Genomic DNA, 25,481 nt, shown 5'->3' on the forward strand with positions numbered 1-25,481 from the left:
TCCCTGTCCTTGGGCTATGCTTTGACTTGAAATTCGAATCCGCATCCCAACTCCATACCCTATGAGGCTGCAGGTCAAATCCAATAGCGAAGGAGGCACTATGTCATCAACCTATGCCAAGCAGGCAACCCTCGAGCATGAGGGAAAGTCTTATCAATACTTTCCCTTCGACAAGCTGGACAAAAAGTATTCTCTGTCCCGTTTGCCCTATAGCCTGAAGATTTTGCTGGAAAATCTGCTCAGGCATGCAGATCAGGACTTCGTTTCCGACCAGGATATTGAAGCCCTGGTGACATGGCAGTCCGGGTCCGAACCTGACAAGGAAATCTCCTTTGTTCCCGCCAGAGTGTTGTTGCAGGACTTTACCGGCGTGCCGGCCATTGTTGATTTGGCTGCCATGCGCGACGCCATGCAGGACCTGGGGAAGGACGCTGAAAGGATCAATCCCCTTTCCCCGGTGGAACTGGTGATTGACCATTCGGTGATGGTCGATGTGTATGGGACATCAGACTCATTCGAGAAGAATACCGCCATCGAGATGGAGCGTAACGAGGAGCGCTACCAGTTTCTGCGCTGGGGTCAGCAGGCATTCGATAACTTCCGGGTAGTGCCGCCCGGTACCGGTATTGTCCACCAGGTCAATCTGGAATACCTGGCCAGGGTGGTGTTTGAAAAGGACAACCAACTCTATCCGGATACATTGGTCGGCACTGACTCGCATACCACTATGATTAACGGTCTGGGTATCCTCGGCTGGGGCGTGGGAGGCATTGAAGCCGAGGCGGCGATGTTGGGGCAACCCATCTGCATGCTGATTCCCCAGGTGGTTGGTGTGAAAATCACCGGCTCCATGCCCCAGGGCATTACCGCCACGGATCTGGTATTGGAAGTGACTCAGCAACTCAGAAAGCTGGGGGTAGTGGGCAAATTTGTCGAATTCTTCGGTCCGGGACTGAGCCAGCTCAGCCTGGCGGACAGGGCGACTATTGCCAATATGGCGCCCGAATACGGCGCTACCTGCGGTATTTTCCCGGTGGATGAGGAAAGCCTCAATTACCTGAAGCTGACTGGTCGTAGCGAAGCTCAGGTTGAACTGATCCGGACCTACATGCAGGCGATGGGCCTGTGGCATGATGCCGATTCGCCGGAAGCTGAATACTCCGATCTGCTGGAACTGGATCTGGCTTCACTGGTGCCGTCGGTGGCGGGCCCCAAGCGTCCTCAGGACAGGCTGGCCCTGACCGATACCAAGGCGCAGTTTCACCGGATGATGGAGGAATATTACCAGCAAAGAGCCGAAACCATCGCCAGCTTCGAGGGAGAAGGGGGCTCCACGGCCGTGGGTCATGAAGACGCGTCCGAGCAGGGGGAGGTTAAGGTCAGCTACAAGGGAGAGGAATTTTTCCTCAAACATGGTGACACGGTTATCGCCGCGATTACCAGTTGCACTAACACCTCCAATCCGGCTGTAATGCTGGCGGCGGGACTGCTTGCCCGCAATGCAAGGGAACTGGGCCTGAAAACCAAGCCCTGGGTTAAGACCAGCCTTGCCCCGGGCTCACAGGTGGTCACCGACTATCTGAACAATGCCGGCCTGATGGATGATCTGCAGGCCATGGGATTTTATCTGGTGGGTTATGGCTGCACCACCTGCATCGGCAATGCCGGACCTCTTCCCCAACCCATCAGTCAGGCAATCAAAGAAGGCAATTTGCTGGTTTGTTCGGTATTGTCGGGTAACCGTAACTTCGAGGGGCGCATCCATCCGGACGTCAGGGCCAATTATCTTGCCTCGCCGCCCCTGGTGGTGGCTTACGCCCTGGCTGGGACGATGGATATCGACTTTTATCATGAGCCATTGGGTAAGGACGGCAAGGGCAATGATATCTTTCTGCAGGATTTGTGGCCCAGCAGTGAAGAGATTCAGCAGGCCATCAAGGCCAATGTCAGTGCCAGGAATTTCAAGGAGCAGTATGCGGATGTGTTCAGAGGAGACGCCAACTGGCGCAATCTGAAGGTTGAGAAATCCAGTCGCTACGCCTGGCCGGATTCCAGTTACGTGCGCAAACCGCCCTTTTTTGAGGAACTGTCTGCCTACTCTGGCGAGGTGAGTGCCATCGAAGGAGCCCGTTGCCTGGTCAAGGTGGGCGACAGCATTACTACCGACCATATTTCGCCGGCGGGCGCCATCAAGCCCGACAGCCCGGCGGGGCTCTATCTGCAGGAGCAGGACATCGAGCCCAAGGATTTCAATTCCTATGGCTCCAGGCGTGGCAACCATGAGGTAATGATGCGGGGCACCTTCGCCAACGTCAGACTACGTAATGAACTGGCACCCGGCACGGAAGGCAGCTGCACAACGTATTTTCCGGAAGATGAAGAAATGTCTATTTTTGACGCTGCCATGAAGTATCAGCAGGACGGTACTCCGTTGGTGGTCCTGGCCGGAAGGGAATACGGCACAGGATCTTCCCGTGACTGGGCGGCCAAAGGACCGGCCCTCCTGGGGGTTAAGCTGGTGATTGCGCAGAGTTATGAGCGAATTCACCGCTCCAATCTCATTGGTATGGGCATCTTGCCACTGGAATTTGTTGACGGACAAAGCGCCGCTTCATTGGAGCTGGATGGTAGTGAAACCTATTCAGTACCGGCGGTGAAGGCGGCAGACAAGCGTGTGAAAGTGACCGCGCTAAGCGGTACGGGCAAAAAAACAGAGTTTGATGCACGGGTCCGCATCGATACGCCCAATGAGTACCAGTACTACAAAAACGGCGGCATTCTGCATTACGTGTTGCGTAAACTGGCTGGCGAATAACCCCGTAAGGCGCCCTGGTTGGCGCCTTTTTTCAATTGGCACTCAGCGGACTTTTAAATCCTTTGGGTTTGATCACCAACACGGAACAATCCACCGTTTGTAATAGCTCCTCGGCAGTATTGCCGATCAACACCCCCACCAGTCCTTCACGGCTCACGGTGCCCATCACCAGCAAATCGATCTGTTGTTGTTCCACCAGTTCGGCAATTACGGACGCAGCGATCCCATGCACCACATGCAGGGCGCTTTCCGGCGCAGGGGGATCCAGATATTCGTCGCAAAAATGTTTCAGTCTGCTCTGGTATTCCCTTTTCAGTTCCCGGCGCATTCTGTCGAGAACCTCCGTATCCAGGCCACCTCTGACTTGCAGATAACCTTCATTTTCCAGCTGCCATGCCTGGATAACCTGCATCCGGGCCCCGGTCAGGCCAGCGTAATACTGAGCCGTTTGTAGTATGGCGGGATTAAGCGAACGCCGGCTGGACTCGAAACCCTCAGACGGATTGATATCCACGGCAGCCAGCAGTTTGCTGGGAGGCACCCGGTGATGGGGCTTGACGGCCAGCACCGCACAAGGACACTTGCGGATAAGATGCATGGCGGTGCTACCGAACAATCTGTCTTGCAGACCATGAGCGCCCTGACCATTGACCAGCAGCAGATCGATATGCTCCTTTTCCACCAATTCGATGGCTTGCTGATACGCTTTGCCGAACTTGACCCGGGTGTAGACAGTGGCGCCCTGGCGCTCCAGTTCCCCGGCCAACAACTGCAGATCCTGCCTGGAAGCCGTTTCCAGTTTCTGGCGGATTTCAGCAACGCCATGCTGCTGCTCGGTCAGCCATTCAATGACAGTGGGGGGACGCAGGACCTGCAGCAGGGTGATCGTCGCGCCGGTGGCTTCATGCAGGCGCTTAAGGTTTAGCAAACAGGCATCCTGATTCTGCTCCGGATCGGACAGGAAAAGGATATGTTTGTAGTTGAGCATGTCAAGGCTCCATTATCCAGGTTGTATTAACTTGAGGAAATTGTAGTCTTTGTCCACACAGTAGGGAGAAATCAGTCCGGGTTGAGACCCTGTACATCCAGTATGGGGGAGGCGTCGAGATCCTGTGCATTCATCATGTCGGCCAGGCGCTGCATGGCCGAAACCAACTGACTCTGCTCCCAGTCCTTCAGTTCGTCAAAGCAGCGGGTAAAATGCTCCTGCAGGGGCTGGGGGGCTTTTGCCAGTAACGCTTTACCCGCTTCGGTAAGCATTACGCCGACCCGTCGTCTGTCCTGGCTCGAACGTTCCCGGCTGATCAGTCCCTTGATTTCCAGCCTGTCGAGAATACTGGTGACCGTCGCCGGACTCAGGTTATTGACGTCGGCCAGTTCCCTGACCATGGCGCCATCGAATCTGGAGATGCTGCGCATGATCATCAACTGTGGGCCGGTCAGGCCGGCGGTACGTTCAAGTTGTTTACTGTGCAGATCTATAGCGCGGATGACCTTACGCAGTGCGATCAGCAGTTCGTCATGTTTGTGCATGGGGGCCTCACAAAGAAATCCATAGTAACCCAGTCCCGGATTCGGACCAACGCCAGGCCTTGCCAAGACCGGGGTATTGTTTTTGATTGCTGGTGCAAGTTAGTGAAATTGTTCGTGAAATTTGAACTACCCTGTGCCCTTGCCTATGCTCAGTAGTTCAAATGATCACTCAGTTCGGCCTTTTGGACGGTGATCATCCAATGAATGAGAGGAGGATCGACTATTAAGGATCCCAACCCCGCCAAACTTAATCCCTTTGTTTTCTATCCTGCAGCCGGGATGATTCTGCTGATCCTGCTGTTTTCGGTACTGACCCCCGAGCTGGCGGATGAGAGCTTCCAGTCAGTACAGTCCGCTATTATTGCCAATGGCAGTTGGTTTTATGTACTGGCGGTGGCTGCCATCCTCATCACAGTTTTGTATCTGGGTTTTTCCCGCTACGGCAGTATTAAACTCGGCCCGGATCATGCCAGCCCCGACTACACCCGAATCACCTGGTTTTCCATGCTGTTTTCCGCTGGCATGGGCATTGGTCTGATGTTCTTTGGCGTGGCTGAGCCGGTGATGCACTTTCTGGCACCGCCGGTGGGCGAACCAGCCACTGTGGAGGCCGCCAGGGAAGCTATGAAGATCACCTTTTTCCACTGGGGGTTACATGCCTGGGCCATCTATGCGGTGGTGGCCCTGATCCTGGCTTTTTTTGCTTACCGGCACAATCTGCCCCTGACTCTGCGCTCGGCGTTGTATCCCATGATAGGAGAGAGGATCTACGGCCCCATAGGCCATGTGGTGGATATCTTCGCCGTTATCGGCACCCTTTTCGGCGTCGCCACATCACTTGGTTATGGTGTGGCTCAGGTCAACGCCGGACTGAACTACCTGTTCGAACTGCCGGTGGGAACCATGCCTCAGGTTTTGTTAATCGTGGGCATTACCGGGTTGGCCGTTGTCTCGGTTACCACGGGGCTGGACAAGGGTATACGCAGGCTGTCTGAGTTGAACATGCTGCTGGCAGTATTGCTGTTGTTGTTTGTGTTGTTTTCCGGCTCTACGGTATTTTTGTTGCAGGCCTATGTACAGAATACCGGCGCCTACCTGTCAGACATAGTGGACAAGACGTTCAATCTGTTTGCCTATGAGAAGACGGATTGGATAGGCGGGTGGACAGTATTTTACTGGGGCTGGTGGTTGTCCTGGGCGCCCTTTGTCGGCCTGTTTATTGCCAGGGTCTCCAGGGGACGAACCATTCGCGAGTTTGTGATGGGAGTGTTGCTGGTTCCCACAGGTTTTACACTGATGTGGATGACTTTCTTCGGCAATTCAGCCATCGACCTGATTCTCAATCAGGGAGTGGCAAGCCTGGCTGAAATGGTACAGGAAGACGTCGCCATTGCCCTGTTTGCCTTTCTGGAGCAGTTTCCCGCCTCTTCCTTCCTGTCCCTGCTGGCTACCCTGATGGTGGTGGTGTTCTTTGTCACCTCTTCGGATTCCGGCTCCATGGTGGTGGATATGCTCTGTTCAAATGGTCGTAACGATACAGCCCTGTGGCAGCGGGTCTTCTGGGCAAGCAGTGAAGGGGTGGTGGCCATTGTCCTGTTGCTGGCCGGGGGGCTGGGCGCACTGCAGACCATGGCCATTGCCAGCGCACTGCCCTTTACTATTGTGCTGTTGATTGCCACCTACGGCCTGATCAAGGCATTGAGTATTGACGTGCACAAGCGTGACTCACTGCAAAACTCGCAACTGAGTACTGCCAGCATGGGGGCTAAGAACTGGCGTGAACGGTTGCAGACTATTATGGATTTTCCAAGCCAGGAGGTCGGTCAACGTTTCCTCAAAACGGTTGCCATCCCCGCCTTCAGGGAGGTCAGCGAGGAACTGCGCAACCGTCAGTTGGATGTGGAGTTAAACCAGAGCCGGGAAGATCGTATCAGCCTGAAGGTAATCCATGGTGATGAAGTGGACTTCATGTACGAGATCCGCTTGCGGGCCCACGTCAGGCCGGCCTTTGTACAGCCTGATCAGGAGGCGGATCCGGACAAACTATCTGACGAAAAACTCTATTACCGGGCCGAAGTCCACCTGGGTGAAGGCGGCCAGGACTACGATGTGCTGGGCTGGTCCAGGGAAGCGGTCATCGGCGATATTATTGACCAGTACCACAAGCATATGCATTTTTTGCATGTATTGAGGTGAGCTTAATGGATAAGTGCAAATCAGTTCCCTGTCTGCTTGCCCTGTTCCTGGCTTTTGGGCTGCCTGCCCGGGCGCAACAGGTTACCGAACAGGAACTTGCAGAGATACTGCAACAGATGGAAGTGCTCAAAGCCAGGGTCGAGGAACTGGAAAAACGGTTGAAGTCTCAGCCACAGCAAACAGCGCAGGAGACGCGACAACAACAGACACAGCAGGGCGTGGAGCGCGGGTCGGACATCTCGACCAAGCTATCGAAACCCGATGTTCAAAGGCTGCAAGCCCTGGAAAAAAAGGTTTCTGAAGCCCGAAATCCGCCAATTCGTATCGGTGGCGCGGTCCGCTTTCAGTATTCTTTCGAGGACTATGACGCGGATAACCGTGACCGTACCGGTGATCTGGATTTTGATATTTTCCGCGTCGACTTTAACGGCCAGATCGGGGATGTGATCCTGGCTGCCCAGTATCGCTGGTTCCAGTATATGGATGCAGTGCAGAAAGCGTATGTGGGATACAACCTCAGTGAGCACTGGCAGGCTCAACTGGGCATCATCAATTTGCCCTTTGGGAACCTGCCTTATAATTCCCACAATTACTTTTTTAGTTCGAATTTCTATGTGGGACTTGAGGACAATCCCGAGGCAGGCGTGAATTTCCGTTACCGGAGTCAGGACTGGGAGTGGGATCTGGGCTTCTACAAATCGGACGAGCAAGGTGGGGTGGACGGCTATGTCTCAGATCGCACTGCCCGTTATGCGCCGGATGCGGTGGGCGTGAGGCTGCCTGGGGAAGGAATCTACCAGGCCCCCACGTTGGCCATGGCCAGGCATAACACTTTCGCCGTACGTGGGGCCCGCAACTGGCAGATGGCTGCTCAGTCCAGCCTGCAACTGGGTTTGTCGGCACAGGCTGGCCAGTTACATGATGAAAAGGATGACATTGGTGAGCAGAAAACAGTGGGCCTGCATGGCCGTTTTAAGGATGGGCCCTGGGAGTGGATGGGAATGATCAGCCACTATGACTATGACCTGCCGATGGCTAATGACGGCATAGTGGTTGGCTCCTACGGATTTTTTGACACCATCCCCCTCAGCGGAACGCTGTATACGGCCAATGTAGCCTATGATCTTCCGGTAGTGTGGGGGCCGGTTTCCAACCTGCGTTTTCACGATAACTTCAGCCTGATGACAGGTAAGCCAGGTGATGGTCAGGACAGCTTTATGAATGTGCTGGGCATGGCAGTAACAGCCGGTGGCTTATATACCTATTTCGACCTGGTATCCGCCCGCAACCACCCCTTTATCGGCGGCTCCCTGGCTGGGCAGGCCGGCGAAACCAATACCCGTTTTAATATCAATTTCGGTTATTACTTCTGACTGGCCGGGGACTGCCACGCAGTCCGGGTTACCGGCTAAGTGGGTCGGGCCGTCTGTGCTTTTGGCGCCAGCCGATACTTACTTGCCCTGATGAGAATCGATATACCCCTGGATAAAGCGGCGGATTTCCCGTGCCGCCTTGGTATTCTGTTTGTCGCAGAGCTCCAGAAACAGATCGCGGGTCTCCTTATCGATGCGAATCAGGAGTTGGCTGTCTTTCTTGTTCTTTTTCTGTTTGGCGGCCATGGGCACCCTGCATTGGTTTAACTGTTACAATTGTCCCGGCCCTGCCCAACCATGTCAATTTTGTTACAGGGTATACAATGCTTTTTACTGGTAAAACATTGGCTTGCAGGGCTAGACTAAAGAGATAACGCCAACTTGTTGAGTCAGGTTGACTTCACATCAAGGAACACTGCCACATGAATAAAAAACGCCTCGCAGCACTGCCGCTGTTGCTGTTGTTCGCCGCTTCACCCTGTATCGCTGCCAAGCAACAGATGTATGGTCTGTTCAGCCTTGGTTATGCAGATGCAGAACAAGGACAGGCCAGTAACAAGGGAGTGGGATACAGTTTTGCCATGGGTTATGAACTGGACCGCCAATGGCTCGTGGAGTTGGGTTTTCAGCAGTTGCTGGATGAAGAGGCACAGGCCGCCTCAGAGCAAAACCTGGGTAGCGATGACAGCAGTGAGTTCAAGGGCGACGCCTTGTATCTGGCGCTGCTGGGTAAGGCTTCTTCCCGGGTCGGGACGCTTTTCTACCGGGTGGGTGTAATGAGCGTTAAAGTGCAGAGTCAGAGTATTATCGCTGCCTCGCAAAGCTGTGAGCAGGGCGATACCACTGAGATTGTGCTTAGCGGTGGTACCAGTGCTCTGGCCTGCAGTGTCGATGATACTGCGGTGGCGGGGGTGATTGGCCTGGGCTTTGACTACCGGCTCAGTGACTCGCTGGATCTTCGCACCGAAGTCCAGCACATCCGCGGTCAGGACGATTTACAGACCAATATTGTGCAGTTGGGTATTCGATACAACTTCTGAATTCGTTTCGATGCTGCAAACAGATCAGATGGGGGATCAAGTGAAAAACGAGCTGGACAGTCGCTTCATCCTGTCGGTATTTGAAACCATCCGTACCCGTGGCAAAGCCGAGGATAACGCATACCTGTGGGAGCCGCCTGAAATTCGCTCATCCGGCGTTACGACTGCTTGAAAGATTGACGATATTCCTGCGCAGCCGCGCCTTGGCTGAGCGAATTTCAGGCAGGCTCTGGTGAGCATGCCTTAACCATTCGGTGCTCTAGGTGTTTATCGAGGATGCCAATGTGCAATTACGCTTCGGTTTCCATAATCAGTACCACTACGAATATGAAAAGGCCGAACATCTGGAGCAGTTTGAAAAGAAACTGCGTCATATTATGGAGAATTATGCCTGATACCTCGCCTTAAGGCTTTTCACAGGACGAAATAATAAATAGAGAAGTAGTGGCAGGTGCAGCCTGCCACTACAAACAGGTGCCAGATGGCATGGGTAAACTGAAAGCGTTTGGCAATATAAAACAGCACCCCGATGCTGAAGCACAGGCCCCCGGCCACCAAAAGCCACATGCCGCTGCCAGGCAAAGCCTGGTAGAGAGGGTAGATAAAGGCAATTGCCAGCCAGCCCATCAACAGGTATGTCATCACGGATAACCTTGGAAAGCGGTGGCGGGCTATCCATTTGAACAGCACGCCGGCCACGGCAATGGTCCAGATCAACACCATCGCCAGGGTGCCTATCCAACCGCCTACGCTGAGCAGCATAAAGGGGGTGTAAGTGCCCGCTATCAACAGATAGATTGCACTATGGTCAAACAGTTTCAGTAATCCCTTGAGTTTATGGTGGCTGACGGCGTGATAAATGGTGGAAGTCAGGAACATCAGCAATAACGAAGTGCCGTAGATGGCCGATGCCGCAATGGACAGGCTGTCCTGGCTGCGCAGCAGCAGAAATACCAGGCCGACGATGGCAATGATAAAGCCAACCCCGTGACTGACAGAGTTAAGCCATTCCTCGGCCACAGTATAAGGGCGGGAAGGGATCGCTGGAGAAGATTGAAGGGCGTTCATGACGTCCAGTATAGTGATTGAGCGTACAACTGTACACTGAAAAACAATGAAAACTGAACAACAATGGTATCTGTATATTGTCGAAAACCGTCTCGGCCACTGGTACACGGGCATCAGTCCGGACCCGCAGCGGCGCTTTGCCGAACACCAGCAAGGAGGCCCCAGGGCCGCTAAGGCCCTGAAGGGTAAAGGTCCATTGACGTTTATCTATCAGTGCTGGGCGGGGGATCGCAGCGGAGCGAGTCGACTGGAATGCTGGGTAAAGTCCCTCTCCAAGGATCAAAAACGCCAGTGGGTGGCCGGAACCCTCATAACACCCGACAGCTATTTGCCGTCCCTTTCCTGATCCTCCGACCCCGACCGGGAACGAGTTGCCAGTAAGGTGTGAATCTGCTCCAGTGACGCCTGCACCTGATCGAGCTGTTTTTGCAGGTTGGTGATGCGGTGATTCTGCACGGCCAGTTGATCCTTTTCCTCCGGGGTGATGAAAAACGAGGCGATATAACCAGAAATCACCCCGAACAGGCTGACCCCGCTGATAATCAACAGCATGCTGACCAGCCGTCCTGCAGTGGAAACCGGGTAGTAGTCTCCGTAGCCGACAGTGGAAATAGTGACCAGACTCCACCATATGGCGTCTTCGGCGCTTTTGATGTTGGCGCCGGGCAAGTCATGCTCTATCAGGTAGATAGACAGTCCTGCCGCGCCGATCAGCAGCACCAGGGTCACCATCATGGTGGCAAGAGTGGCCTGGATTCTGTCCTTCAGCGAAGGAAACGCCAGATGACGGGTCTGTTTGAGCAGCTTGATGACCCTCAGAACCTGCAGGAAACGGGCGATCCGGAAGGGCTCGATCAGTGGAATACTGGCCAGCAGATCTATCCAGTGGGTTCTGAAATAGTCCCTGCGGTTATCTGCCGTGGCGAGGCTGTAGGAGAAATGGGTCAGGAACAACAAACAGATAATGGTATCCATAAATACCAGATAATGACGCACATCGGGTGGCAGTCTGGCCAGGATGATCACACAGATATTGAGCACCGCCACAATGGACAATACCATCATGGCCAGATCGAAGGCACCTATCTTGATGCGTTTCTTGCCGGGTAACGCCATCAGGACACCAGCCCGGTGAGCAATAGCGCCATCCCTATGGTCAGAGCCATTTCAATGCTGGCAACTCCCACATTATGCTGCTGATCCACTTCGCGGACCAGGTTAATACCCCGTAGGATAAGTTTTTGCGCTATGCGTGACAGCAGGATGGTCAACAGGGTAAAGAGCAGGGCCAGGAACAGCCAGTTAATCAGGTTGCTGATATAGGCGTCGGGCTGGTAATAAAGCAACTGGCTGGCCGCCGTCACGGCTAGCGCTGTGCCAAGCAGGTTGCCCCCATGTTGAATGGCCAGAGCCACCTGGCCGCGAACCAGCACTTCCTGCATGGAGTCATTCTGATTGTCTCTGGCGAATCGACGCTCCATCAGCCGGGTGGTCACCAACATAACGGTCAGGGCAACAAAGAAACCGGTCAATACGGCGATGCCGCTTTGTAAATCAAAGCCTTTGGTCCATAGCAGAACACTTCGTACTATGATGGCCATGGCGATAGAACTGGCCCCATCCACCAGGGCAATGCTGACATTGCGGTTCAGGATCTGCTCCTGCTTGTCCAGGCGGTTGAGGATCAACCTGTCATGAATGGTCCGGCCCACTTTGATCAACAGGATGCCTGCCACCCCATAGACTATCATCTGCAGGGACTTGTCCAGATAGTCACCGGCCGAGGCACGCTCTGCCGCGCTCCAGAGCACAATACTCAGGGAGAACAGGCTCGAAGCGACACTGATGCCAAAGGCGAAATTGTCTTTTTCTGCCAGTTGAGCCGTGCTGTCCACTTTGGTCCACAAACCATAGACCCAGCGCATCATGGCCAACAGGAACAGGCCGATGGCCATATCCATACCAAGATACAACAGGGTTGAATAGGACAGGGGCAGTCCGAGCAGAAAAGATTCCATGCAGTATCCCGGATGGGTAACCAATAACGGCCATTATTCAGCAGGTTAAGGTAACTGTGCAAGTCAGGGACACAGATACTTGGCGGATACCGCATGCACTGGCATCATGAGCCAGCTATTCAGGGGGAGTTAAGATGAGCGCCATTGATGAGTTATCCATACCAGCGCCGCTGCAGGGTGTGGCCGAAAAGTACTGGCAGCAGTTGCTGGAGATGCACAAACAACCCGAGACACTGCAACCCCTGAGGAAGCGCGCCGTCCCATTGTTTGCCCTGAGCGATTTTGTCGCCAGGAGTTGTATCCAGGAGCCGGAGTTGCTTGAGCGTCTGCTCGGCAGCCACCTGGTGCCAGAGCAACCCGACTATGCAGACGAACTGGATAAACTGCTGCGCGATGTCAGCGACGAAGACAGTCTTAAATGCAGGTTACGACATTTCCGGCGCCTGCATATGGTGCGCCTGGCCTGGCTGGATCTGAGCGGCCAGCTGCCCATTGACGAAGCCCTGCACCAGGTTTCCCAGCTGTCGGATGTGCTGATCAGCAAGGCATATGACTGGTGTTACCAGCATCTGAGTGAAAGGTACGGTTCGCCCATGCTGGATGGCCGGCCTCAGCCCATGTTGATCCTGGGCATGGGTAAACTGGGTGGCCGTGAGCTGAATTTCTCCTCCGACATTGACCTGATCTTCTGTTATCCGGCGCCGGGAGAAACCTCGGGCGGACGCAAAGTGATTGAGAACCAGCAGTTTTTTACCAAGCTGGGTCAGAAGCTGATTGGCGCGCTGGACAGCATGACTGCCGATGGACGGGTGTTCCGGGTTGACATGCGATTGCGGCCATTCGGGGACAGTGGCCCACTGGTCACACATTTTTCCGCCCTGGAAGATTACTATCAGGAACAGGGCCGGGAATGGGAACGCTACGCCATGGTTAAGGCCCGGGTCATCAATCCGGATGGCCAATACAGTGAGGAGCTTCGTACGATTCTGCGACCCTTCGTATTTCGCCGTTATATAGACTTCAGCGCCATAGAAGCCCTGCGTAATATGAAACGGCTGATCAGCCAGGAAGTCAGACGTCGTCAACTCTCGGGTAATATCAAACTGGGTGCCGGCGGAATCCGCGAAGTGGAATTCATCGTGCAGACCTTTCAGTTAATCCGGGGCGGCAGAGAGCAGGAACTGCAGCAGCCTAATCTGCTCAGTGTGTTGTCGGTGCTGAAAAAACGGCAATGGCTGGAAGATCAGGATGCCGACCGACTGGCGGCAAGTTACCGGTTTCTGCGCAGGACGGAACATTGCCTGCAGGAGTTGGCCGATGAACAGACTCAGACCCTGCCTGACAACGAGGAAGATCGCCTGAGACTGTCTCTAGTCATGGGGTTCGCAGATTACAACGCCTTTCTGCAGCACCTGAATGACCACATGCGGGATATTCACTGTCAGTTCCAGGAACTGATTGGCGATGAGCAGGAAAGTCATGGATCGAAGGACGCGAGTGACTTGCACGATCTCTGGACCCTTCCCCTGTCAGACGAAGAAGCGCACAGCCTGCTGGAAAAACACCTGAGTGCAGAGCTGGCGGAGCAGTTCTGGCGGGCCCTGAACGGCTTTGCCAGCGATATACGCCAGCGGTCCATGGGTAAGCGGGGCAGGGAGACGCTGGATAAACTGATGCCCTGGATGTTGGCGGCCGTGCTGGATAAAAGCGAGAAGCCCACCACTTTGCTGGAAAGACTGCTCCACGTCATCAAATCGGTGTGCCGGCGCACCACCTATCTGGAGTTACTGCTGGAAAATCCTGGTGCCCTGGCGCAATTGGTCAGGCTTTGTGACGCCAGCCCCTGGATTGCAGAGCAGGTGAGCCGTTTTCCCATTCTGCTGGACGAATTGCTCAGTCCTCAGCATCTCTACGAGTTGGTGCCACAGGACAGTTACGCCAGCGAATTGCGTCAATTTATGCTGCGCATTCCCGAGCAGGATTTGGAAGCCCAGATGGAAGGGCTGCGTCAGTTCAAGCTAAGCCAGCAGCTCAAGATAGCCGCGGCGGATATAACCGGGGTGTTGCCGGTGATGAAGGTCAGTGATCATCTGACCTTCCTGGCTGAGGCGTTGATTCGCCAGGTGGTGCTGGATGCCTGGCAACAGATGGTCCAGCGCTACGGGCGCCCCCATGGCATACCGGAAGGGCAGACTGGTTTTGCGGTGATTGGCTACGGCAAGCTTGGAGGTTGGGAACTGGGCTATGGCTCAGACCTTGACTTGGTGTTCCTGCACAATTGTGACAGCAATGCGGACACCGACGGACCCAAGCCCATCGAGTCCCGGCAGTTTTACCTGAAACTGGCGCAGCGCGTCATGCATCTGTTCAATACCAAAACGGCCTCCGGGGATCTCTATGAAACCGACCTGCGACTGCGACCCTCAGGTAACGCCGGCCTGTTGGTCTGCCATATGGATGCCTTTGGCGAATATCTGCACAAGGAGGCCTGGACCTGGGAACATCAGGCCCTGGCCCGCAGCCGCTTCGTCTTCGGCGACGATTCCCTGGCCACCACTTTTGCCGGACTTCGTCGCTCAGTGTTATGCCTGCCCAGAAATAAGCAGAAGCTGGCCGCAGAAGTCCGGGAAATGCGAGAGAAGATGCGTTCGCACCTCGAGAAAAGCCAGGGTTTTGATCTCAAACAGGGCAGTGGGGGCATCGCCGATATTGAATTTCTGACCCAGTTTTGGGTACTGAGTGAGAGCCACCGGATACCAGAAATCTGTTACTGGTCTGACAATGTCAGGATCCTTGAAAGCCTCAAGATTCAGGCTGTCATCAAACCTGAGGTGGCGGAGCAACTGACCCAGGCCTATCTGGCTTATCGCAATGCAGGTCATCGCTTTGTCCTGCAGGGACAGCCCGCCATCGTTGATTCCGATGAATTTGAGCAGATGAGAGATTTCGTGCGTGGCATCTGGGAGCAGACCCTGGGCAGGGCAGACCGGTCCTAGTTTCTGCTCAGGGAACGTTCCTGTTCGACCAGGCGGCTTAGCTCGGGGTCTGAAGGGGTGCAATGCTGACGAAGGTAGTCGGTGGCATTGTCTGTGATCACCAGGCTGCGCTGCCTGGGGCAGAAAAATCCCTCTACGGTACCGGCAAAGTTGCTGTCTATGGCCCGGGCAATCTTGTTCATTGTCCCTATCACCGTGTCCTCCACCTGAAAGTTGTTTTTGACGACAAAGTCCTGATTCAACTCCCATATGACCTGCATGCCCTCAGATTGGGCATAGTTGGTAATAATCTCCCTGAGCGTCCCACCGGCCTTGAAGGTTCGGTACTTATGTTCACCCTGCCACCTGCCGGAAGCCGGTTTCTGGATGCTTTCCATTTCCTGGAGGCGGCTATCGAGGGGCTTGTCCTGCTGATTAAGGTCCATGACAAAATCACTCTGTGGATCCAGCAGGGGTAGACTCGGACCTGAGCGGTACTGGGCATAGAAATCGGACAGGCCCCGGGCAGGGTCCTTGTTAACCGTTTGCCCTTTTGGAACAGGGGCATTGCTGCGGATCTTGTCGATATTGATGACCAGCACAGCAATCACAATCAGCGCCAGGGCCAGCCCCAGATGCTTGGCCCAGAATACACCGGGATTGTAGGTTCTTTTTTTCATACTGCGACTATTCTACTCTCATCAGTACAAGGGATCCTGATTGTCTGCCGGCCGTGTCTTGAAGCGCTTATGCATCCACAAGTACTGCTCCGGGGCGACGCTGACCATCTGTTCTATTTGCCTGTTAATCCTGGCCACATCCTTTTTATCGTCACCGGAGGGAAAATCTTCAAGGCCGGGCAACACATGTATCTCATATCCTGTGCCTGTACGAAGGGGCAACAGGAACACCGTCTCACAGTTGGCATTGCCGGCAAACAGGAGCGTACCTGTTGTGGTAGCGGTGTTTTCCACGGCGAAAAATGGTACAAACTCACAGCGGGTGGGGCCGTAGTCCTGATCGGGTAAATACAGGCAGAGTTCATTCTCGTTCAGCGCCTTGAGTAAATCGCCGACGGCCCGCTTATGCAACATGTATTTATTGGACCGGGCCCGGCCGTGATACTGCATGTATTCCATCAGTGGGTTATTGTGCCGGCGGTAGAAAGCCACGGACGGATGCCGCAGACCCATGACCCGGCAGTTGAACTCAAGGTTCATATTGTGAATGGCCAACCCCAGCACACCTTTGCCTTTGGCCAGTATCTCCTCGATATGTTCATAGCCGACCACCTTGCCAAGACGTCTGACCCGCCAGTCCGGCCACCACCAGCCCATACCGGCTTCAAACATTGCCATGCCGGCGTTATCGAAGTTTTGTCTTAGCAGCTTGTCCCGCTCGGCCGGACTCATTTGCGGAAAACACAGTTCCAGATTCCGCACTGCAACTTTGCGCCGGGACTTAAGCAAGCGGAACAGCAGACGACCGACCCCCTTTCCCAGCCACAACTGCAGGCGGTAGGGCAGCCACGAAATCAGATACAGCAGGATAATGCTCAGCCAGGTCGGCCAGTATTTGGGATGAAAAAATGCGAATTCGAAACGGGGAGCCTTGGCCTGCATAGGGCGCGCTTATCCTTTATATATCCGACGCACTAAACTTCACTTCTTTGCTTATTGCCAACGAAAACAATGACCGTCAGCAGCGCTCAAAACAAGAAGGATAATCACGTCCTTTGACTTTTTGCCGCACATTTTAACCCAAATTGTCCGCCCGTCATATCGGACACTTCTGTGCTGGTTCGAGCTTCGGCAGCCTGTGATACAATGGACGCAGTCATTTAAAGGATTGATCAGCCATGCAATTACCCGATTTTTCCCAGGCCAGGATCCTGGTAGTGGGCGACCTGATGCTGGACCGGTACTGGTCTGGCTCCACGGCGCGAATTTCTCCCGAAGCGCCGGTGCCGGTGGTTCGGATAAGCCAGAATGAGGACAGGCCCGGCGGCGCGGCCAATGTGGCGCTGAATCTGTCGGCTCTTGGTGCCAAGGTTACTCTGGTGGGGCTCACCGGCCGGGACGAAGCAGCCGGGACCCTGATGCAGAAAATGCAGGCAGTGGGCGTGCGTTGCCTGTTCCAGCAGGAAGCCAGCCGGGAAACTATCACCAAGCTGCGCGTACTGAGTCGCAACCAGCAGCTGATCCGGCTCGATTTTGAAGAAAGTTTTGCCAACATAGACAAGCAGCCGCTGCTTGCCGATGTGGCCGCCGTGCTCAAAGAGCATGACCTGTTGCTGCTTTCCGACTATGACAAGGGCTGTCTGAGCCATGTGAGCCAATTGATTGAGATGGCCAGAGAGGCGGGATTGCCGGTAGTGGTGGATCCCAAAGGCAGCGACTTTGCCAAGTACCGGGGGGCGAGCCTATTAACCCCCAATATGAGTGAATTCCAGCAGGTGGCCGGCCTTTGCCCGGATGAGAACAGCCTGGTGGACAGGGCCCAGCAGATGGTTTCTGAACTGGCGCTGGATGCCTTGCTGGTCACCCGCTCTGAGCAGGGCATGACCCTGATTGTCCCTGACAGCACAGAGTTGCATCTGCCGGCCAAGGCCAAAGAGGTCTTCGATGTGACCGGCGCCGGCGATACGGTCATTGCCACCCTCGCCGCCAGCGTTGCTGCCGGCAGCTCCTGGGCAGATGCGAGTGTCCTGGCCAATGCTGCGGCAGGTATAGTGGTCGGCAAACTGGGTACCTCAACGGTCAGTCTTTCAGAGCTGACGGTTGCGGTGGCACAGGAGCAGGATATTGGTCGGGGGGTCATGACTGAACAGCAGGTCAGGATGGCGGTGGATGCGGCCAGAGTGCGCGGCGAGACGGTCGTCATGACCAACGGCTGTTTCGATATCCTGCATGCCGGCCATGTCTCCTACCTGGAAAGTGCCGGTAAACTGGGTGACCGGCTGATTGTAGCCGTTAACGATGATGAGTCGGTGCGCAAACTCAAGGGAGCAGGGCGGCCGGTCAACGGCGTCGAGCGGAGGATGTCGGTGTTGGCCGGACTCTCATCTGTGGATTGGGTGTTTGCATTTTCTGAGGACACGCCGGAGCGGGTCATCAGCGACATTCTGCCCGATATTCTGGTGAAAGGGGGCGACTACAAGCCGGAACAGATCGCAGGCAGCCGGCAGGTCTGGGATAACGGCGGCGAAGTCAGGGTACTCAATTTCGAGGACGGCGTCTCGACCAGCAAAATTATCGAACGGATTCGGCACAGCGAAGAATCCTGACCATTGTCTGAACTGTTTGCTTGTTATGCAGCCAGGCCTTAGCATGATTGCCGAGATTGGTTTCGCGCCGGCCGGTAAGGAAAGACCGGCCTTTTCAATGAAGTGAGTGATTCATGTACGAAAGCTTTTATGGACTCAACGCCAAGCCCTTCCAGCTCACCCCTGATCCGGGCTTTTTCTTCGCCAGTAAGTGGCACAAACGGGCGCTGTCCTATCTGGAATATGGCCTGACCCAGGCGGAGGGCTTTATCGTGATTACCGGTGGAATCGGCACAGGTAAAACCACTATTGCCAACAGTCTGCTGGAAGAGATCCAGGAGGATATTTTCGCCGCCCAGATCGTCACGCCAAAGTTGTCCCCCGACGAGCTGGTCAAGATGGTGGCCAGCAAGTTCGAACTTAACACTGATGGCAAGACTAAGGCCGATATACTTAAGGATCTGGAGAAATTCCTGTTCCAGTTACATCAGCAGGGTAAACGGGCTCTGTTGCTGGTGGATGAGGCGCAGAACCTGCCGCTGGAAACCATCGAAGAGCTGCGCATGCTGTCAAATTTCCAGGCCAAGGGTAAGCCACTCTTACAGAGCTTTCTGCTCGGGCAGGAGGAATTGCAGCCAATTCTGCGAGCGCCGAATATGGAACAGTTCAGACAGCGTATTGTGGCTTCCTGCCACCTTTCTCCCCTGACTGACGAGGATGTCAAAAATTACATCGATTTTCGCCTGTTCCATGCCGGCTGGTGCGGTCGCGCCTTATTTACGGATGGTGCCTATCAGAAGATTTTCGAATTCACCCAGGGCGTGCCACGCAAAATCAATACCCTGACCGACAGGATATTGTTGTACGGATTCCTGGAAGAACTGGAAACCCTGGATGAAACAGCGGTGGAGGCTGTGGTCAATGAAGTGGCCGACGAAATGTTTATCCAGCCGCCGCCGGCGCCGGTGGACGTGGAAAGTCCTATTCGTGAAACCAATGCTCAGGGCGATGCGGAAATCAAGGATATCCAGCATTACAAGGGTATGCTCAAGGAACTGACCGATGCCCTGGATGACGCAATCAGCCAGAAAGTTAAACTGACCCGTTATATAGACAAGTTATTAAAGAAAAAATACAAGACTTATGTCAGGTTAAAAACTGATGACACCGAATAGCAGGACAACTTAGTTGAATCAGCGCAACAGGAGTAAGTGAAATCAAACTCCGGTCGGGTATTTCCCCATTATGGATAGTGGCTGACTAATTTTCAGGACAATTTCCTTAAGAGTTAAGACTTTAGTCCTTTGAGGTACTTGAACCTGACAAACAATAGGTTACTATGAGTTAATTAGAAGGATTCTTGTACAAAAATAAATTGACTCAGGAGGAGTTAAATAAGAATAAGAAAACTCAGTAAGCCTTTTGGGGAATATAATGAACAGGTTGGATTTTGATTCTGCTACGGCAGGTGTGAAAGGACGAAGCCGATCTCGCCGACAGGGGTACTACCATGGCAAATATGACAGGGAACTGCTGTTGCTCAGTCTGGGGGCCTTTGCGCTACTGATATTGATTTCTTAGTCGCCGGAGTCCGATTTTTAATTCTCAACCGGACTCTGTGCTTCTCGAATCAAAGCCTGTAGACCAGTGAGAGGGTGACCCGGTGGTCCGTGTAACTTTGAGCAGACAGCCCGCCGCCAAAGGTATCACCTTCGTTGTCGTTATCGACATACCGATAAGACAGGTTCAGATCCATGTCCCTGTTCAGCTCACGGTTGATACCAATACTGCTGTTGGTTGCCTTCCTTTCCCCGAACTGCAGCAGGTTTTCTGTTTTACTGAATGCGCTTTGCAACTGCAGGCTGGTCCTCGGGCCCATTTCATAGGTGGCCGAGAATTGCATGCCACTGGTTCTTTGTTCTCTCGCCCGTTCAATATACTCCTGCTCGCTGTAGCGGTAGTTCAGCGACAAGGAGATCTTGCGACGTTCGAAACCCAGGCTGGCGAAAGCGCTCTTATTCAGAATCACTTCTTCACTCAACTCGATGTCCTGATTAACAAAGTTAAGGAACTGTTCGCCGGCGCCTGGCTCATAATTTGGACTATCGGGTTGAAAACACTGGGTTGGATCGAGCTCGCCAATGGGGCAGACAAACACACCCAGATCCTCAGTTACCAACTGTTGTCGGGTGAAACTGGTCAGGCTGTCTGAATAACCAATCTGGCTGCGCCAGTGCTTGGTGTTGTGCTCCAGGGAGAACTGATAACTGTCACCGAAAAAGCGCTTACCGATGTTGGCAGAAACAGAGGTCCGCTGAGTAAAGGCCCAGTTCAGATCCAGTCCAACATACTGTTGTTTTCTGTCATTCTGCTCGTACTGGTTATACGTCACAGCGATGTAACGATTGCTGGAGCGTCGCCATTCCAGCCCCGCTCCATACGTAGTGGACTCCAACTGACCCGAGGATATCTCAGAGTCTTCTATCTTATTGCTGTCATCATTGCCGCGTACAATGGCATATATTCTTTCCGTCAGGGCCACGCCGGCTCGGGCGGACAGATTTCGCGACTCGAAGTCCCCCCTCTCGGCCTCTCGCTTGGTCAGGCTGTATTGAGACGTGATATCGAAATACAGGTTGTTGATGTCGTTGCCCTGATAGAGACGGGCCACAGTCTGGTAATTCTTGTTGTTCAGACCACGAAAACTGTTATTGCCGCCTTCCTCGAACGAGCCGGTTTCGACCTCCCCTGCAGAGGCGGAGCCCGAGAAGGCAATCACCCCTGAGTCTCTGCTCTCAAAACTCAACACGGCATTCCGGTTGCGGGACTTGACCAGTTCTGATGCGCCAAGCAGCGGATCCACCACCAGGCTGTCTGCCTGAGACGTCGCCCGTTTCGTGCGACTGCTGCTCACCTGCAGACCCAATCTGTCGTCCCAAAGGCTCAGATCGGAATTGAAGCGGTAATCTGTGAAGCTCTTATCCAGTTCACTGCTGTTCTCGTCCTGAAACACCGCAGTGTGTTTAACGCTCAGTGCCGCATCCCAGATTCTGCTGTCATAATTCGAGGTCAGGCTGGGTTTCAGCACTATGGCTGTATTGTCCAAATCTTCCCGCTCGGCATAGTCCGTCTCGTATTGCACACCGGAGAGTGTAATCTCTGGGGCAAAGGTCAGTTCGCCTGCCTGGGTGGCCAGGCCCGACAGCACAGAAATGCTCAGAAAGGTTAATTTGACGGGGATCCTTGCCACTGTCACTCTTTGCTCCCTGAATAGTAATAACCGTAGCCGTAATCCCCGCCAACTTTCAGACGCTGCGACTTGTTAAGAATAAATCCTTTTGCCATATCAGGGTTCAGGCTCTCTATGGCAGTGCTGATATCGGCGAGCTTGGTGCGTCCTTCTTCGACTACGACAATGGCCTGGCCAGCCAGGTTTGCCAACACTGCCGTCTCGTTGATACCCAACAAGGGGGGAGTGTCGAAGATCACAATTCGATCAGGATAGCGGGTGGCGAATTCCTGGACGGTTTCATACATCTTCTCACTGGCCAGCAGCTCGGTGGATAGGTGGTGTGTTTTTCCGGCCGGAATGATCCGCAAGGTGTCCAATGTGGTGTTGTACATCACTTCGGATACATCTGACACCTCGCCCAACAGGTGCTCCATCAGGCCGTCGCCTGCACTGACCTGTAAGGTGTTCATCACGTTTGGCCTTAGCACATCTGCGTCAACCAGCAGTACGGTTTTATCCTGTTCCAAGGCAATACTCAAAGCCAAGTTTACCGCGTTGTAAGTTTTACCTTCACCGGGATTACAACTGGTTACCATAACAATATTGGGATTGTTCAGGGTCTTGGCCAGGGGGCCAAACGCATTGTTGAGTACTTTGCGTTTTATGGCGCGGAATTCCTCATTGGTTCGGGAACGGCTGGACGTCAATGAGACAAAGCCCTCCCTGTCCAGTGCTATTTCCAGCACCGGCTTTTCATCGACCGTTACAGGTACCGGGCGGACTTCTGTTTCCGCGAGTTCCGCAAGGGGCATATTCTCCTGCTGGCTGGCTTTGGATCTGGCCATCGCTGCCCGGCTGATAACCGTTTCCTTGTCCTTGCTTTGGGTTTCAGAGGCCGCTGAGCTGTCCGCCTGTTGTTTGGCCTCGAGTTGTCTTTTCCTTTCAGCTTCGGCCGCTTTCTTGCGTTGCAGCGCTTTCTCAATGGTACTCATAAGAAGCCCCCAAACAGATGATCCGGAAAGCCGCCGTAGACCACTTCTATGCCGACCAGAAATACATAGATGGCCACGATAACCGAAGAGGAAAAGGCAAACACCATCAATCTCTGCCGGTTTACTTTAACCATCCTGGCCAGCTCACGGTGAGTAACACTGCCCAGTATGGGAATATTAAAGTGCTCCACCAACTGGCTGCTGTTTACCACAACCGGACTGACCTGGCTCATCAGGAAGGCCATTGCAGTGCCTGCCCCAAACCCTATGATAAGAATCCCGGTATACAGCAGCACACGCATCGGACCGGTGGGCTTAGTGGGTAGCAGCGGCGGATCGATGACTCTGAACTGCACGTCGTCACTGGTTGCCTCGGCCTTTCTGGACAACTGTGCCGACTCGCGGCGCTGGAGCAGTTCCTCATACTTGGCCTTGGTAATCCCATAATCCCTGTTCAGGCCGGTAAGCTCGGCTTCCAACTCCGGAATCAGGTTAATTTTTTCTTCCAGGTCCTGTACGTTCTTCTCGAAGTTCGCCACTCTGACTTTGATCGATGCAATCTCGCTTTCGAGGTTGGATACGGTGATCTTCATCTGCTGGTAAACCGGATTCTGGTTGATATTACCAAACTGATTGTATGAACCCGTGTCCTGGGCGACTTTACTCATGCTCTCGAGCTGTTTCTTGCGCTCGGCTTTAAGATTATCCAGTAAGGAACGGGTCTTAACTACATCAGGGTGCTGGTCGGTATAGCGAATCAGCAGTTCGTCGAGATTGGTTTCCAGTGAGGCGATACGATGATCGAACTGGGTACTGACCCCTGGATTGGCTTCCAGCTCCGGGGTCACCAGACCGAAGACTGGCTCCTCGCCTGCCAGTTGAGCCTTGGCGGACTCCAACTGCGACTGTAGTTCCCTCAGCCTCAGCCTTGCCTGTTCCAGCAGGGTTCTTTCATTCTGTAGTTGGGTATAGAAGTCGCCGCTTCCTCCAGGCAGAACCTGCTGCCTCGAACGTTTGAAGTCCGCCAGGCGTTGCTCGGCTTCTATTAGTCTGACCTCATATTCCTTTATCTGCTTGTCGAGAAATTCCTCTGCCGAATCGCTGCTTTGCCGGGTACTACCCAGGTTGGATTCGATAAATTCGTTGAGGGTAATCTGCACAATGCGTTGTGCCATGGTGGGATTGTTCGAAGTGTAGCTGATGGTGTAGATATTCGCGTCGCGGGTGCTGCTGAGCTGGATATCCTCCCTGAGCCCGGTAATCAGCTCATTAAACTCTGCCGCATTTCTGGTGGTGATGTCCAAATCCGCTTCCCGGGCAATTTTTTCCAGATTGGGCCGGCTGAGCAAAGTTCTTGCCACCAGACTGATCTGCTGCTCTGGATTGTTATAGACGGCCAGGCCCCTGAGCAAGGGTCGAAGCAGACTGTTAGTGTCTACATATACCCGTGCTGAAGACTGATAGGTGTCCGGCATGGAGACCACATACAACCACCCGATTGGACAGATGAGCCAGGAGGAAATAATGACATACCGCTTCTTGATCCAAATCCCTTTGACGTACGTCAGGACCTGTTCAAGAACTTGTTGAAATCCAATCATATTAGCTACTACTCAACGAAGTCTAGAACCAGGCTTCTGGAATGATAAGAATGTCACCAGGCAGTATGTCGACGTTTTGACTGATATCGCCTTCTTTGATCAGGGAGTCGAGTTGCACCGAATACTCCTGCTGCTTATTGCCAGAAACCCGAATCAGTTTGGCATTGTCACCCGCAGCGAACTCCGTGAGCCCGCCTACGGCAATCATCAAGTCCAGCAGGGTCATATTTTCCTTGTAGTTGATGGCTTGCGGATTAGCTGCCTCACCCACTACTCTGACCTGTTCGCTGAAAGGGCCCGAGAAGCCGGTCACGCTGACCGTCACGATGGGGTCCCGAATAAACTTGCCCAGTATTACCTCTATGTCCCTGGCCAGTTGTGTTGGGGTTTTGCCAGACACATCCACGTCTTCGACCAGTGAAGTGGTGATTTTACCGTCCGGGCGCACGATAAAAGAGCCGGATACCTCCGGGTTTCTCCACACGAAAATACTCAGTGTGTCACCGGGACCGATCAGGTAGTTGTAATTGTCGATGGAGGTGGTTAATGACGAATGAGTCGTTGCTGGCGGCAGCGTATTGGTGCTGCAGGCAGTGCCTATGAGGGTAAACAGGGTTACCACTAGAAGCTGAGCCGTTCTGATTGTTTTCATGTCAGTTGCATTCCTTACTCACAAACTTCGAAGATTTAAGTCTGGCCAAACCCAGTAATTTCGCATTAGCATTTAGCACTATAATGCTATGACAAAAAAAGTTAGTCTATCCCTAATGTAATTTTAGTCGTAGCGTCTGTCGCAATAATCTCAGTAATAGTAAAGGAAGTTTCCCAGTGAAGGCAGCCAACAGACGTCAGTCCAAGCGCTCAAATATTCTGGTGTTGTTAGAAGGAGCGCTAATCGCCTATTTGGCCTATGTTGCCCACGCCTTAATTATCCATATTACCGGTGAGTCGCTGCCAGCAGGCCGGGAACTGTTAATCAATGTCGCCCTGTTGACTTTTCTGGTGCTGGTTTCTGCGCTGTCGGTCGGTTTATACGAACCCAAACTCAGAGAAACCTTTCGGGGAATAATAAGGCGCATATTTGTCTGTGTGGCGCTTAGCTATTTTGTGATGGAGCTGCTGACCAGCACCGTTCTTATCAATCTTTCCATGCATCCTTATTACCTGCCCACCGCGTCCGGATTGATTATTCTGTCTCTGGTGGTGTTTCGTTATTTTTCCAACCGTCTTGGACTGTTAGGGCTGGGTCATACACTGGACCTTAAGCTCCAAAGGCCTCAAGAATCCCCTCTAAACTATTGCTTTTCTTAGCTTTTGATTGCTGGTCTCTGCAACAGGTTCGGGCCAGCAATTCTACAGCCCAATGCAGATCT

General features: G+C 53.6%; 24 protein-coding genes. 12 read left to right on the plus strand and 12 right to left on the minus strand.

What is annotated here, in order from left to right; all coding sequences use genetic code 11:
- Positions 1–100 precede the first annotated feature (100 nt).
- Positions 101–2,815 carry an aconitate hydratase AcnA gene (acnA, locus tag J0A66_RS15575; protein ID WP_206574762.1) on the plus strand — a complete coding sequence of 905 codons (2,715 nt, stop codon included), beginning with the start codon at positions 101–103 and terminating at the stop codon, positions 2,813–2,815.
- A gap of 31 nt (positions 2,816–2,846) precedes the next feature.
- Here the strand turns inward: acnA and J0A66_RS15580 are convergent, their stop codons facing one another.
- Positions 2,847–3,803 (minus strand): universal stress protein, encoded by a 957-nt coding sequence (locus J0A66_RS15580; protein ID WP_206574763.1) that lies wholly within the window; start codon positions 3,801–3,803, stop codon positions 2,847–2,849.
- A gap of 71 nt (positions 3,804–3,874) precedes the next feature.
- Positions 3,875–4,348 (minus strand): MarR family winged helix-turn-helix transcriptional regulator, encoded by a 474-nt coding sequence (locus J0A66_RS15585; protein ID WP_206574764.1) that lies wholly within the window; start codon positions 4,346–4,348, stop codon positions 3,875–3,877.
- 204 nt (positions 4,349–4,552) lie between these two features.
- Here J0A66_RS15585 and J0A66_RS15590 point away from each other — a divergent pair, with 204 nt between their 5' ends.
- Both J0A66_RS15590 and J0A66_RS15595 read left to right on the plus strand, forming a co-directional pair.
- Positions 4,553–6,544, plus strand: coding sequence for a BCCT family transporter (locus J0A66_RS15590; RefSeq protein WP_206574765.1), 1,992 nt, complete (start codon positions 4,553–4,555; stop codon positions 6,542–6,544).
- A gap of 5 nt (positions 6,545–6,549) precedes the next feature.
- A complete protein-coding gene (locus tag J0A66_RS15595) occupies positions 6,550–7,917 on the plus strand; it encodes a porin (RefSeq protein ID WP_206574766.1) in 1,368 nt (455 codons plus the stop codon).
- A gap of 78 nt (positions 7,918–7,995) precedes the next feature.
- On the opposite strand, the gene J0A66_RS15600 is transcribed toward J0A66_RS15595, so the two are convergent.
- Positions 7,996–8,163 (minus strand): ribbon-helix-helix protein, encoded by a 168-nt coding sequence (locus tag J0A66_RS15600; RefSeq protein WP_206574767.1) that lies wholly within the window; start codon positions 8,161–8,163, stop codon positions 7,996–7,998.
- 176 nt (positions 8,164–8,339) lie between these two features.
- Here J0A66_RS15600 and J0A66_RS15605 point away from each other — a divergent pair, with 176 nt between their 5' ends.
- From J0A66_RS15605 to J0A66_RS15610, 3 genes are all read left to right on the plus strand, one after another.
- A complete protein-coding gene (locus J0A66_RS15605) occupies positions 8,340–8,957 on the plus strand; it encodes an outer membrane beta-barrel protein (RefSeq protein WP_206574768.1) in 618 nt (205 codons plus the stop codon).
- A gap of 40 nt (positions 8,958–8,997) precedes the next feature.
- Positions 8,998–9,129 carry a hypothetical protein gene (locus J0A66_RS23600; RefSeq protein ID WP_277603570.1) on the plus strand — a complete coding sequence of 44 codons (132 nt, stop codon included), beginning with the start codon at positions 8,998–9,000 and terminating at the stop codon, positions 9,127–9,129.
- Between the two features lie 91 nt (positions 9,130–9,220).
- Complete coding sequence (locus J0A66_RS15610) at positions 9,221–9,352, plus strand: DUF3081 family protein (protein WP_206574769.1); 132 nt, start codon at positions 9,221–9,223, stop codon at positions 9,350–9,352.
- A gap of 19 nt (positions 9,353–9,371) precedes the next feature.
- On the opposite strand, the gene trhA is transcribed toward J0A66_RS15610, so the two are convergent.
- The gene (gene trhA / locus J0A66_RS15615; RefSeq protein WP_206574770.1) at positions 9,372–10,025 is read right to left on the minus strand and encodes a PAQR family membrane homeostasis protein TrhA; all 654 of its coding nucleotides are present in this window, start codon (positions 10,023–10,025) and stop codon (positions 9,372–9,374) included.
- A 46-nt stretch (positions 10,026–10,071) separates the two neighbouring features.
- Here trhA and J0A66_RS15620 point away from each other — a divergent pair, with 46 nt between their 5' ends.
- The gene (locus J0A66_RS15620; protein ID WP_206574771.1) at positions 10,072–10,371 is read left to right on the plus strand and encodes a GIY-YIG nuclease family protein; all 300 of its coding nucleotides are present in this window, start codon (positions 10,072–10,074) and stop codon (positions 10,369–10,371) included.
- On the opposite strand, the gene J0A66_RS15625 is transcribed toward J0A66_RS15620, so the two are convergent.
- Together J0A66_RS15625 and J0A66_RS15630 are read right to left on the minus strand one after the other, a co-directional pair.
- On the minus strand, positions 10,350–11,141 hold the full coding sequence (locus J0A66_RS15625) for a potassium channel family protein (protein ID WP_206574772.1): 792 nt from the start codon (positions 11,139–11,141) through the stop codon (positions 10,350–10,352). The genes J0A66_RS15620 and J0A66_RS15625 overlap by 22 nt on opposite strands.
- Positions 11,141–12,043, minus strand: a complete 903-nt coding sequence (locus J0A66_RS15630) for a DUF350 domain-containing protein (RefSeq protein WP_206574773.1) — start codon at positions 12,041–12,043, stop codon at positions 11,141–11,143. The genes J0A66_RS15625 and J0A66_RS15630 overlap by 1 nt, the downstream gene beginning before the upstream one ends.
- A gap of 134 nt (positions 12,044–12,177) precedes the next feature.
- On the opposite strand from J0A66_RS15630, the gene glnE reads away from it, so the two are divergent.
- Entirely contained in the window at positions 12,178–15,039 is a 2,862-nt protein-coding gene (gene glnE, locus J0A66_RS15635) for a bifunctional [glutamate--ammonia ligase]-adenylyl-L-tyrosine phosphorylase/[glutamate--ammonia-ligase] adenylyltransferase (RefSeq protein ID WP_206574774.1), read from the plus strand.
- Here the strand turns inward: glnE and J0A66_RS15640 are convergent.
- A complete protein-coding gene (locus tag J0A66_RS15640) occupies positions 15,036–15,698 on the minus strand; it encodes a TcpQ domain-containing protein (RefSeq protein ID WP_206574775.1) in 663 nt (220 codons plus the stop codon). The genes glnE and J0A66_RS15640 overlap by 4 nt on opposite strands.
- A 21-nt stretch (positions 15,699–15,719) precedes the next feature.
- Positions 15,720–16,640 (minus strand): LpxL/LpxP family Kdo(2)-lipid IV(A) lauroyl/palmitoleoyl acyltransferase, encoded by a 921-nt coding sequence (lpxL, locus tag J0A66_RS15645; RefSeq protein WP_206574776.1) that lies wholly within the window; start codon positions 16,638–16,640, stop codon positions 15,720–15,722.
- A 236-nt stretch (positions 16,641–16,876) separates the two neighbouring features.
- Here lpxL and hldE point away from each other — a divergent pair, with 236 nt between their 5' ends.
- From hldE to J0A66_RS15660, 3 genes are all read left to right on the plus strand, one after another.
- A complete protein-coding gene (gene hldE / locus J0A66_RS15650; RefSeq protein ID WP_206574777.1) occupies positions 16,877–18,304 on the plus strand; it encodes a bifunctional D-glycero-beta-D-manno-heptose-7-phosphate kinase/D-glycero-beta-D-manno-heptose 1-phosphate adenylyltransferase HldE in 1,428 nt (475 codons plus the stop codon).
- A 113-nt stretch (positions 18,305–18,417) separates the two neighbouring features.
- Complete coding sequence (locus J0A66_RS15655) at positions 18,418–19,458, plus strand: XrtA/PEP-CTERM system-associated ATPase (protein WP_206574778.1); 1,041 nt, start codon at positions 18,418–18,420, stop codon at positions 19,456–19,458.
- A 259-nt stretch (positions 19,459–19,717) separates the two neighbouring features.
- Positions 19,718–19,864: a hypothetical protein gene (locus tag J0A66_RS15660; RefSeq protein ID WP_206574779.1), complete on the plus strand. Its 147-nt coding sequence runs from the start codon at positions 19,718–19,720 to the stop codon at positions 19,862–19,864.
- A gap of 49 nt (positions 19,865–19,913) precedes the next feature.
- On the opposite strand, the gene J0A66_RS15665 is transcribed toward J0A66_RS15660, so the two are convergent.
- From J0A66_RS15665 to J0A66_RS15680, 4 genes are read right to left on the minus strand one after another with little or no spacing between them, the layout of a single operon-like run.
- Complete coding sequence (locus J0A66_RS15665; RefSeq protein ID WP_206574780.1) at positions 19,914–21,533, minus strand: TIGR03016 family PEP-CTERM system-associated outer membrane protein; 1,620 nt, start codon at positions 21,531–21,533, stop codon at positions 19,914–19,916.
- 2 nt (positions 21,534–21,535) lie between these two features.
- Positions 21,536–22,507 carry an XrtA-associated tyrosine autokinase gene (locus J0A66_RS15670; protein ID WP_206574781.1) on the minus strand — a complete coding sequence of 324 codons (972 nt, stop codon included), beginning with the start codon at positions 22,505–22,507 and terminating at the stop codon, positions 21,536–21,538.
- Positions 22,504–24,108: an XrtA system polysaccharide chain length determinant gene (locus J0A66_RS15675; protein WP_206574782.1), complete on the minus strand. Its 1,605-nt coding sequence runs from the start codon at positions 24,106–24,108 to the stop codon at positions 22,504–22,506. Before J0A66_RS15675 ends, J0A66_RS15670 begins: the two co-directional genes overlap by 4 nt.
- A gap of 22 nt (positions 24,109–24,130) precedes the next feature.
- Entirely contained in the window at positions 24,131–24,760 is a 630-nt protein-coding gene (locus J0A66_RS15680) for an XrtA/PEP-CTERM system exopolysaccharide export protein (protein WP_206574783.1), read from the minus strand.
- A 176-nt stretch (positions 24,761–24,936) separates the two neighbouring features.
- Between J0A66_RS15680 and J0A66_RS15685 the strand changes: the two genes are divergently transcribed.
- Positions 24,937–25,419 (plus strand): hypothetical protein, encoded by a 483-nt coding sequence (locus J0A66_RS15685; protein ID WP_206574784.1) that lies wholly within the window; start codon positions 24,937–24,939, stop codon positions 25,417–25,419.
- The last annotated feature ends 62 nt before the right edge of the window (positions 25,420–25,481 follow it).

Origin of the sequence: Bowmanella dokdonensis (assembly GCF_017254865.1) — a bacterium.
Lineage (GTDB): Bacteria > Pseudomonadota > Gammaproteobacteria > Enterobacterales > Alteromonadaceae > Bowmanella > Bowmanella dokdonensis.

Bases quoted from the DNA above. Each gene is read 5' to 3' on its own strand.
- J0A66_RS15630 (WP_206574773.1), bottom strand. From the start codon at position 12,043: ATGGAATCTTTTCTGCTCGGACTGCCCCTGTCCTATTCAACCCTGTTG.
- J0A66_RS15590 (WP_206574765.1), top strand. From the start codon at position 4,553: ATGAGAGGAGGATCGACTATTAAGGATCCCAACCCCGCCAAACTTAAT.
- hldE (WP_206574777.1), top strand. From the start codon at position 16,877: ATGCAATTACCCGATTTTTCCCAGGCCAGGATCCTGGTAGTGGGCGAC.
- J0A66_RS15625 (WP_206574772.1), bottom strand. From the start codon at position 11,141: ATGGCGTTACCCGGCAAGAAACGCATCAAGATAGGTGCCTTCGATCTG.
- J0A66_RS15670 (WP_206574781.1), bottom strand. From the start codon at position 22,507: ATGAGTACCATTGAGAAAGCGCTGCAACGCAAGAAAGCGGCCGAAGCT.
- J0A66_RS15580 (WP_206574763.1), bottom strand. From the start codon at position 3,803: ATGCTCAACTACAAACATATCCTTTTCCTGTCCGATCCGGAGCAGAAT.
- acnA (WP_206574762.1), top strand. From the start codon at position 101: ATGTCATCAACCTATGCCAAGCAGGCAACCCTCGAGCATGAGGGAAAG.
- J0A66_RS15640 (WP_206574775.1), bottom strand. From the start codon at position 15,698: ATGAAAAAAAGAACCTACAATCCCGGTGTATTCTGGGCCAAGCATCTG.
- J0A66_RS15680 (WP_206574783.1), bottom strand. From the start codon at position 24,760: ATGAAAACAATCAGAACGGCTCAGCTTCTAGTGGTAACCCTGTTTACC.
- J0A66_RS15655 (WP_206574778.1), top strand. From the start codon at position 18,418: ATGTACGAAAGCTTTTATGGACTCAACGCCAAGCCCTTCCAGCTCACC.
- J0A66_RS15600 (WP_206574767.1), bottom strand. From the start codon at position 8,163: ATGGCCGCCAAACAGAAAAAGAACAAGAAAGACAGCCAACTCCTGATT.
- J0A66_RS15595 (WP_206574766.1), top strand. From the start codon at position 6,550: ATGGATAAGTGCAAATCAGTTCCCTGTCTGCTTGCCCTGTTCCTGGCT.
- J0A66_RS15620 (WP_206574771.1), top strand. From the start codon at position 10,072: ATGAAAACTGAACAACAATGGTATCTGTATATTGTCGAAAACCGTCTC.
- J0A66_RS15675 (WP_206574782.1), bottom strand. From the start codon at position 24,108: ATGATTGGATTTCAACAAGTTCTTGAACAGGTCCTGACGTACGTCAAA.
- trhA (WP_206574770.1), bottom strand. From the start codon at position 10,025: ATGAACGCCCTTCAATCTTCTCCAGCGATCCCTTCCCGCCCTTATACT.
- J0A66_RS15585 (WP_206574764.1), bottom strand. From the start codon at position 4,348: ATGCACAAACATGACGAACTGCTGATCGCACTGCGTAAGGTCATCCGC.
- lpxL (WP_206574776.1), bottom strand. From the start codon at position 16,640: ATGCAGGCCAAGGCTCCCCGTTTCGAATTCGCATTTTTTCATCCCAAA.
- glnE (WP_206574774.1), top strand. From the start codon at position 12,178: ATGAGCGCCATTGATGAGTTATCCATACCAGCGCCGCTGCAGGGTGTG.
- J0A66_RS15660 (WP_206574779.1), top strand. From the start codon at position 19,718: ATGAACAGGTTGGATTTTGATTCTGCTACGGCAGGTGTGAAAGGACGA.
- J0A66_RS15605 (WP_206574768.1), top strand. From the start codon at position 8,340: ATGAATAAAAAACGCCTCGCAGCACTGCCGCTGTTGCTGTTGTTCGCC.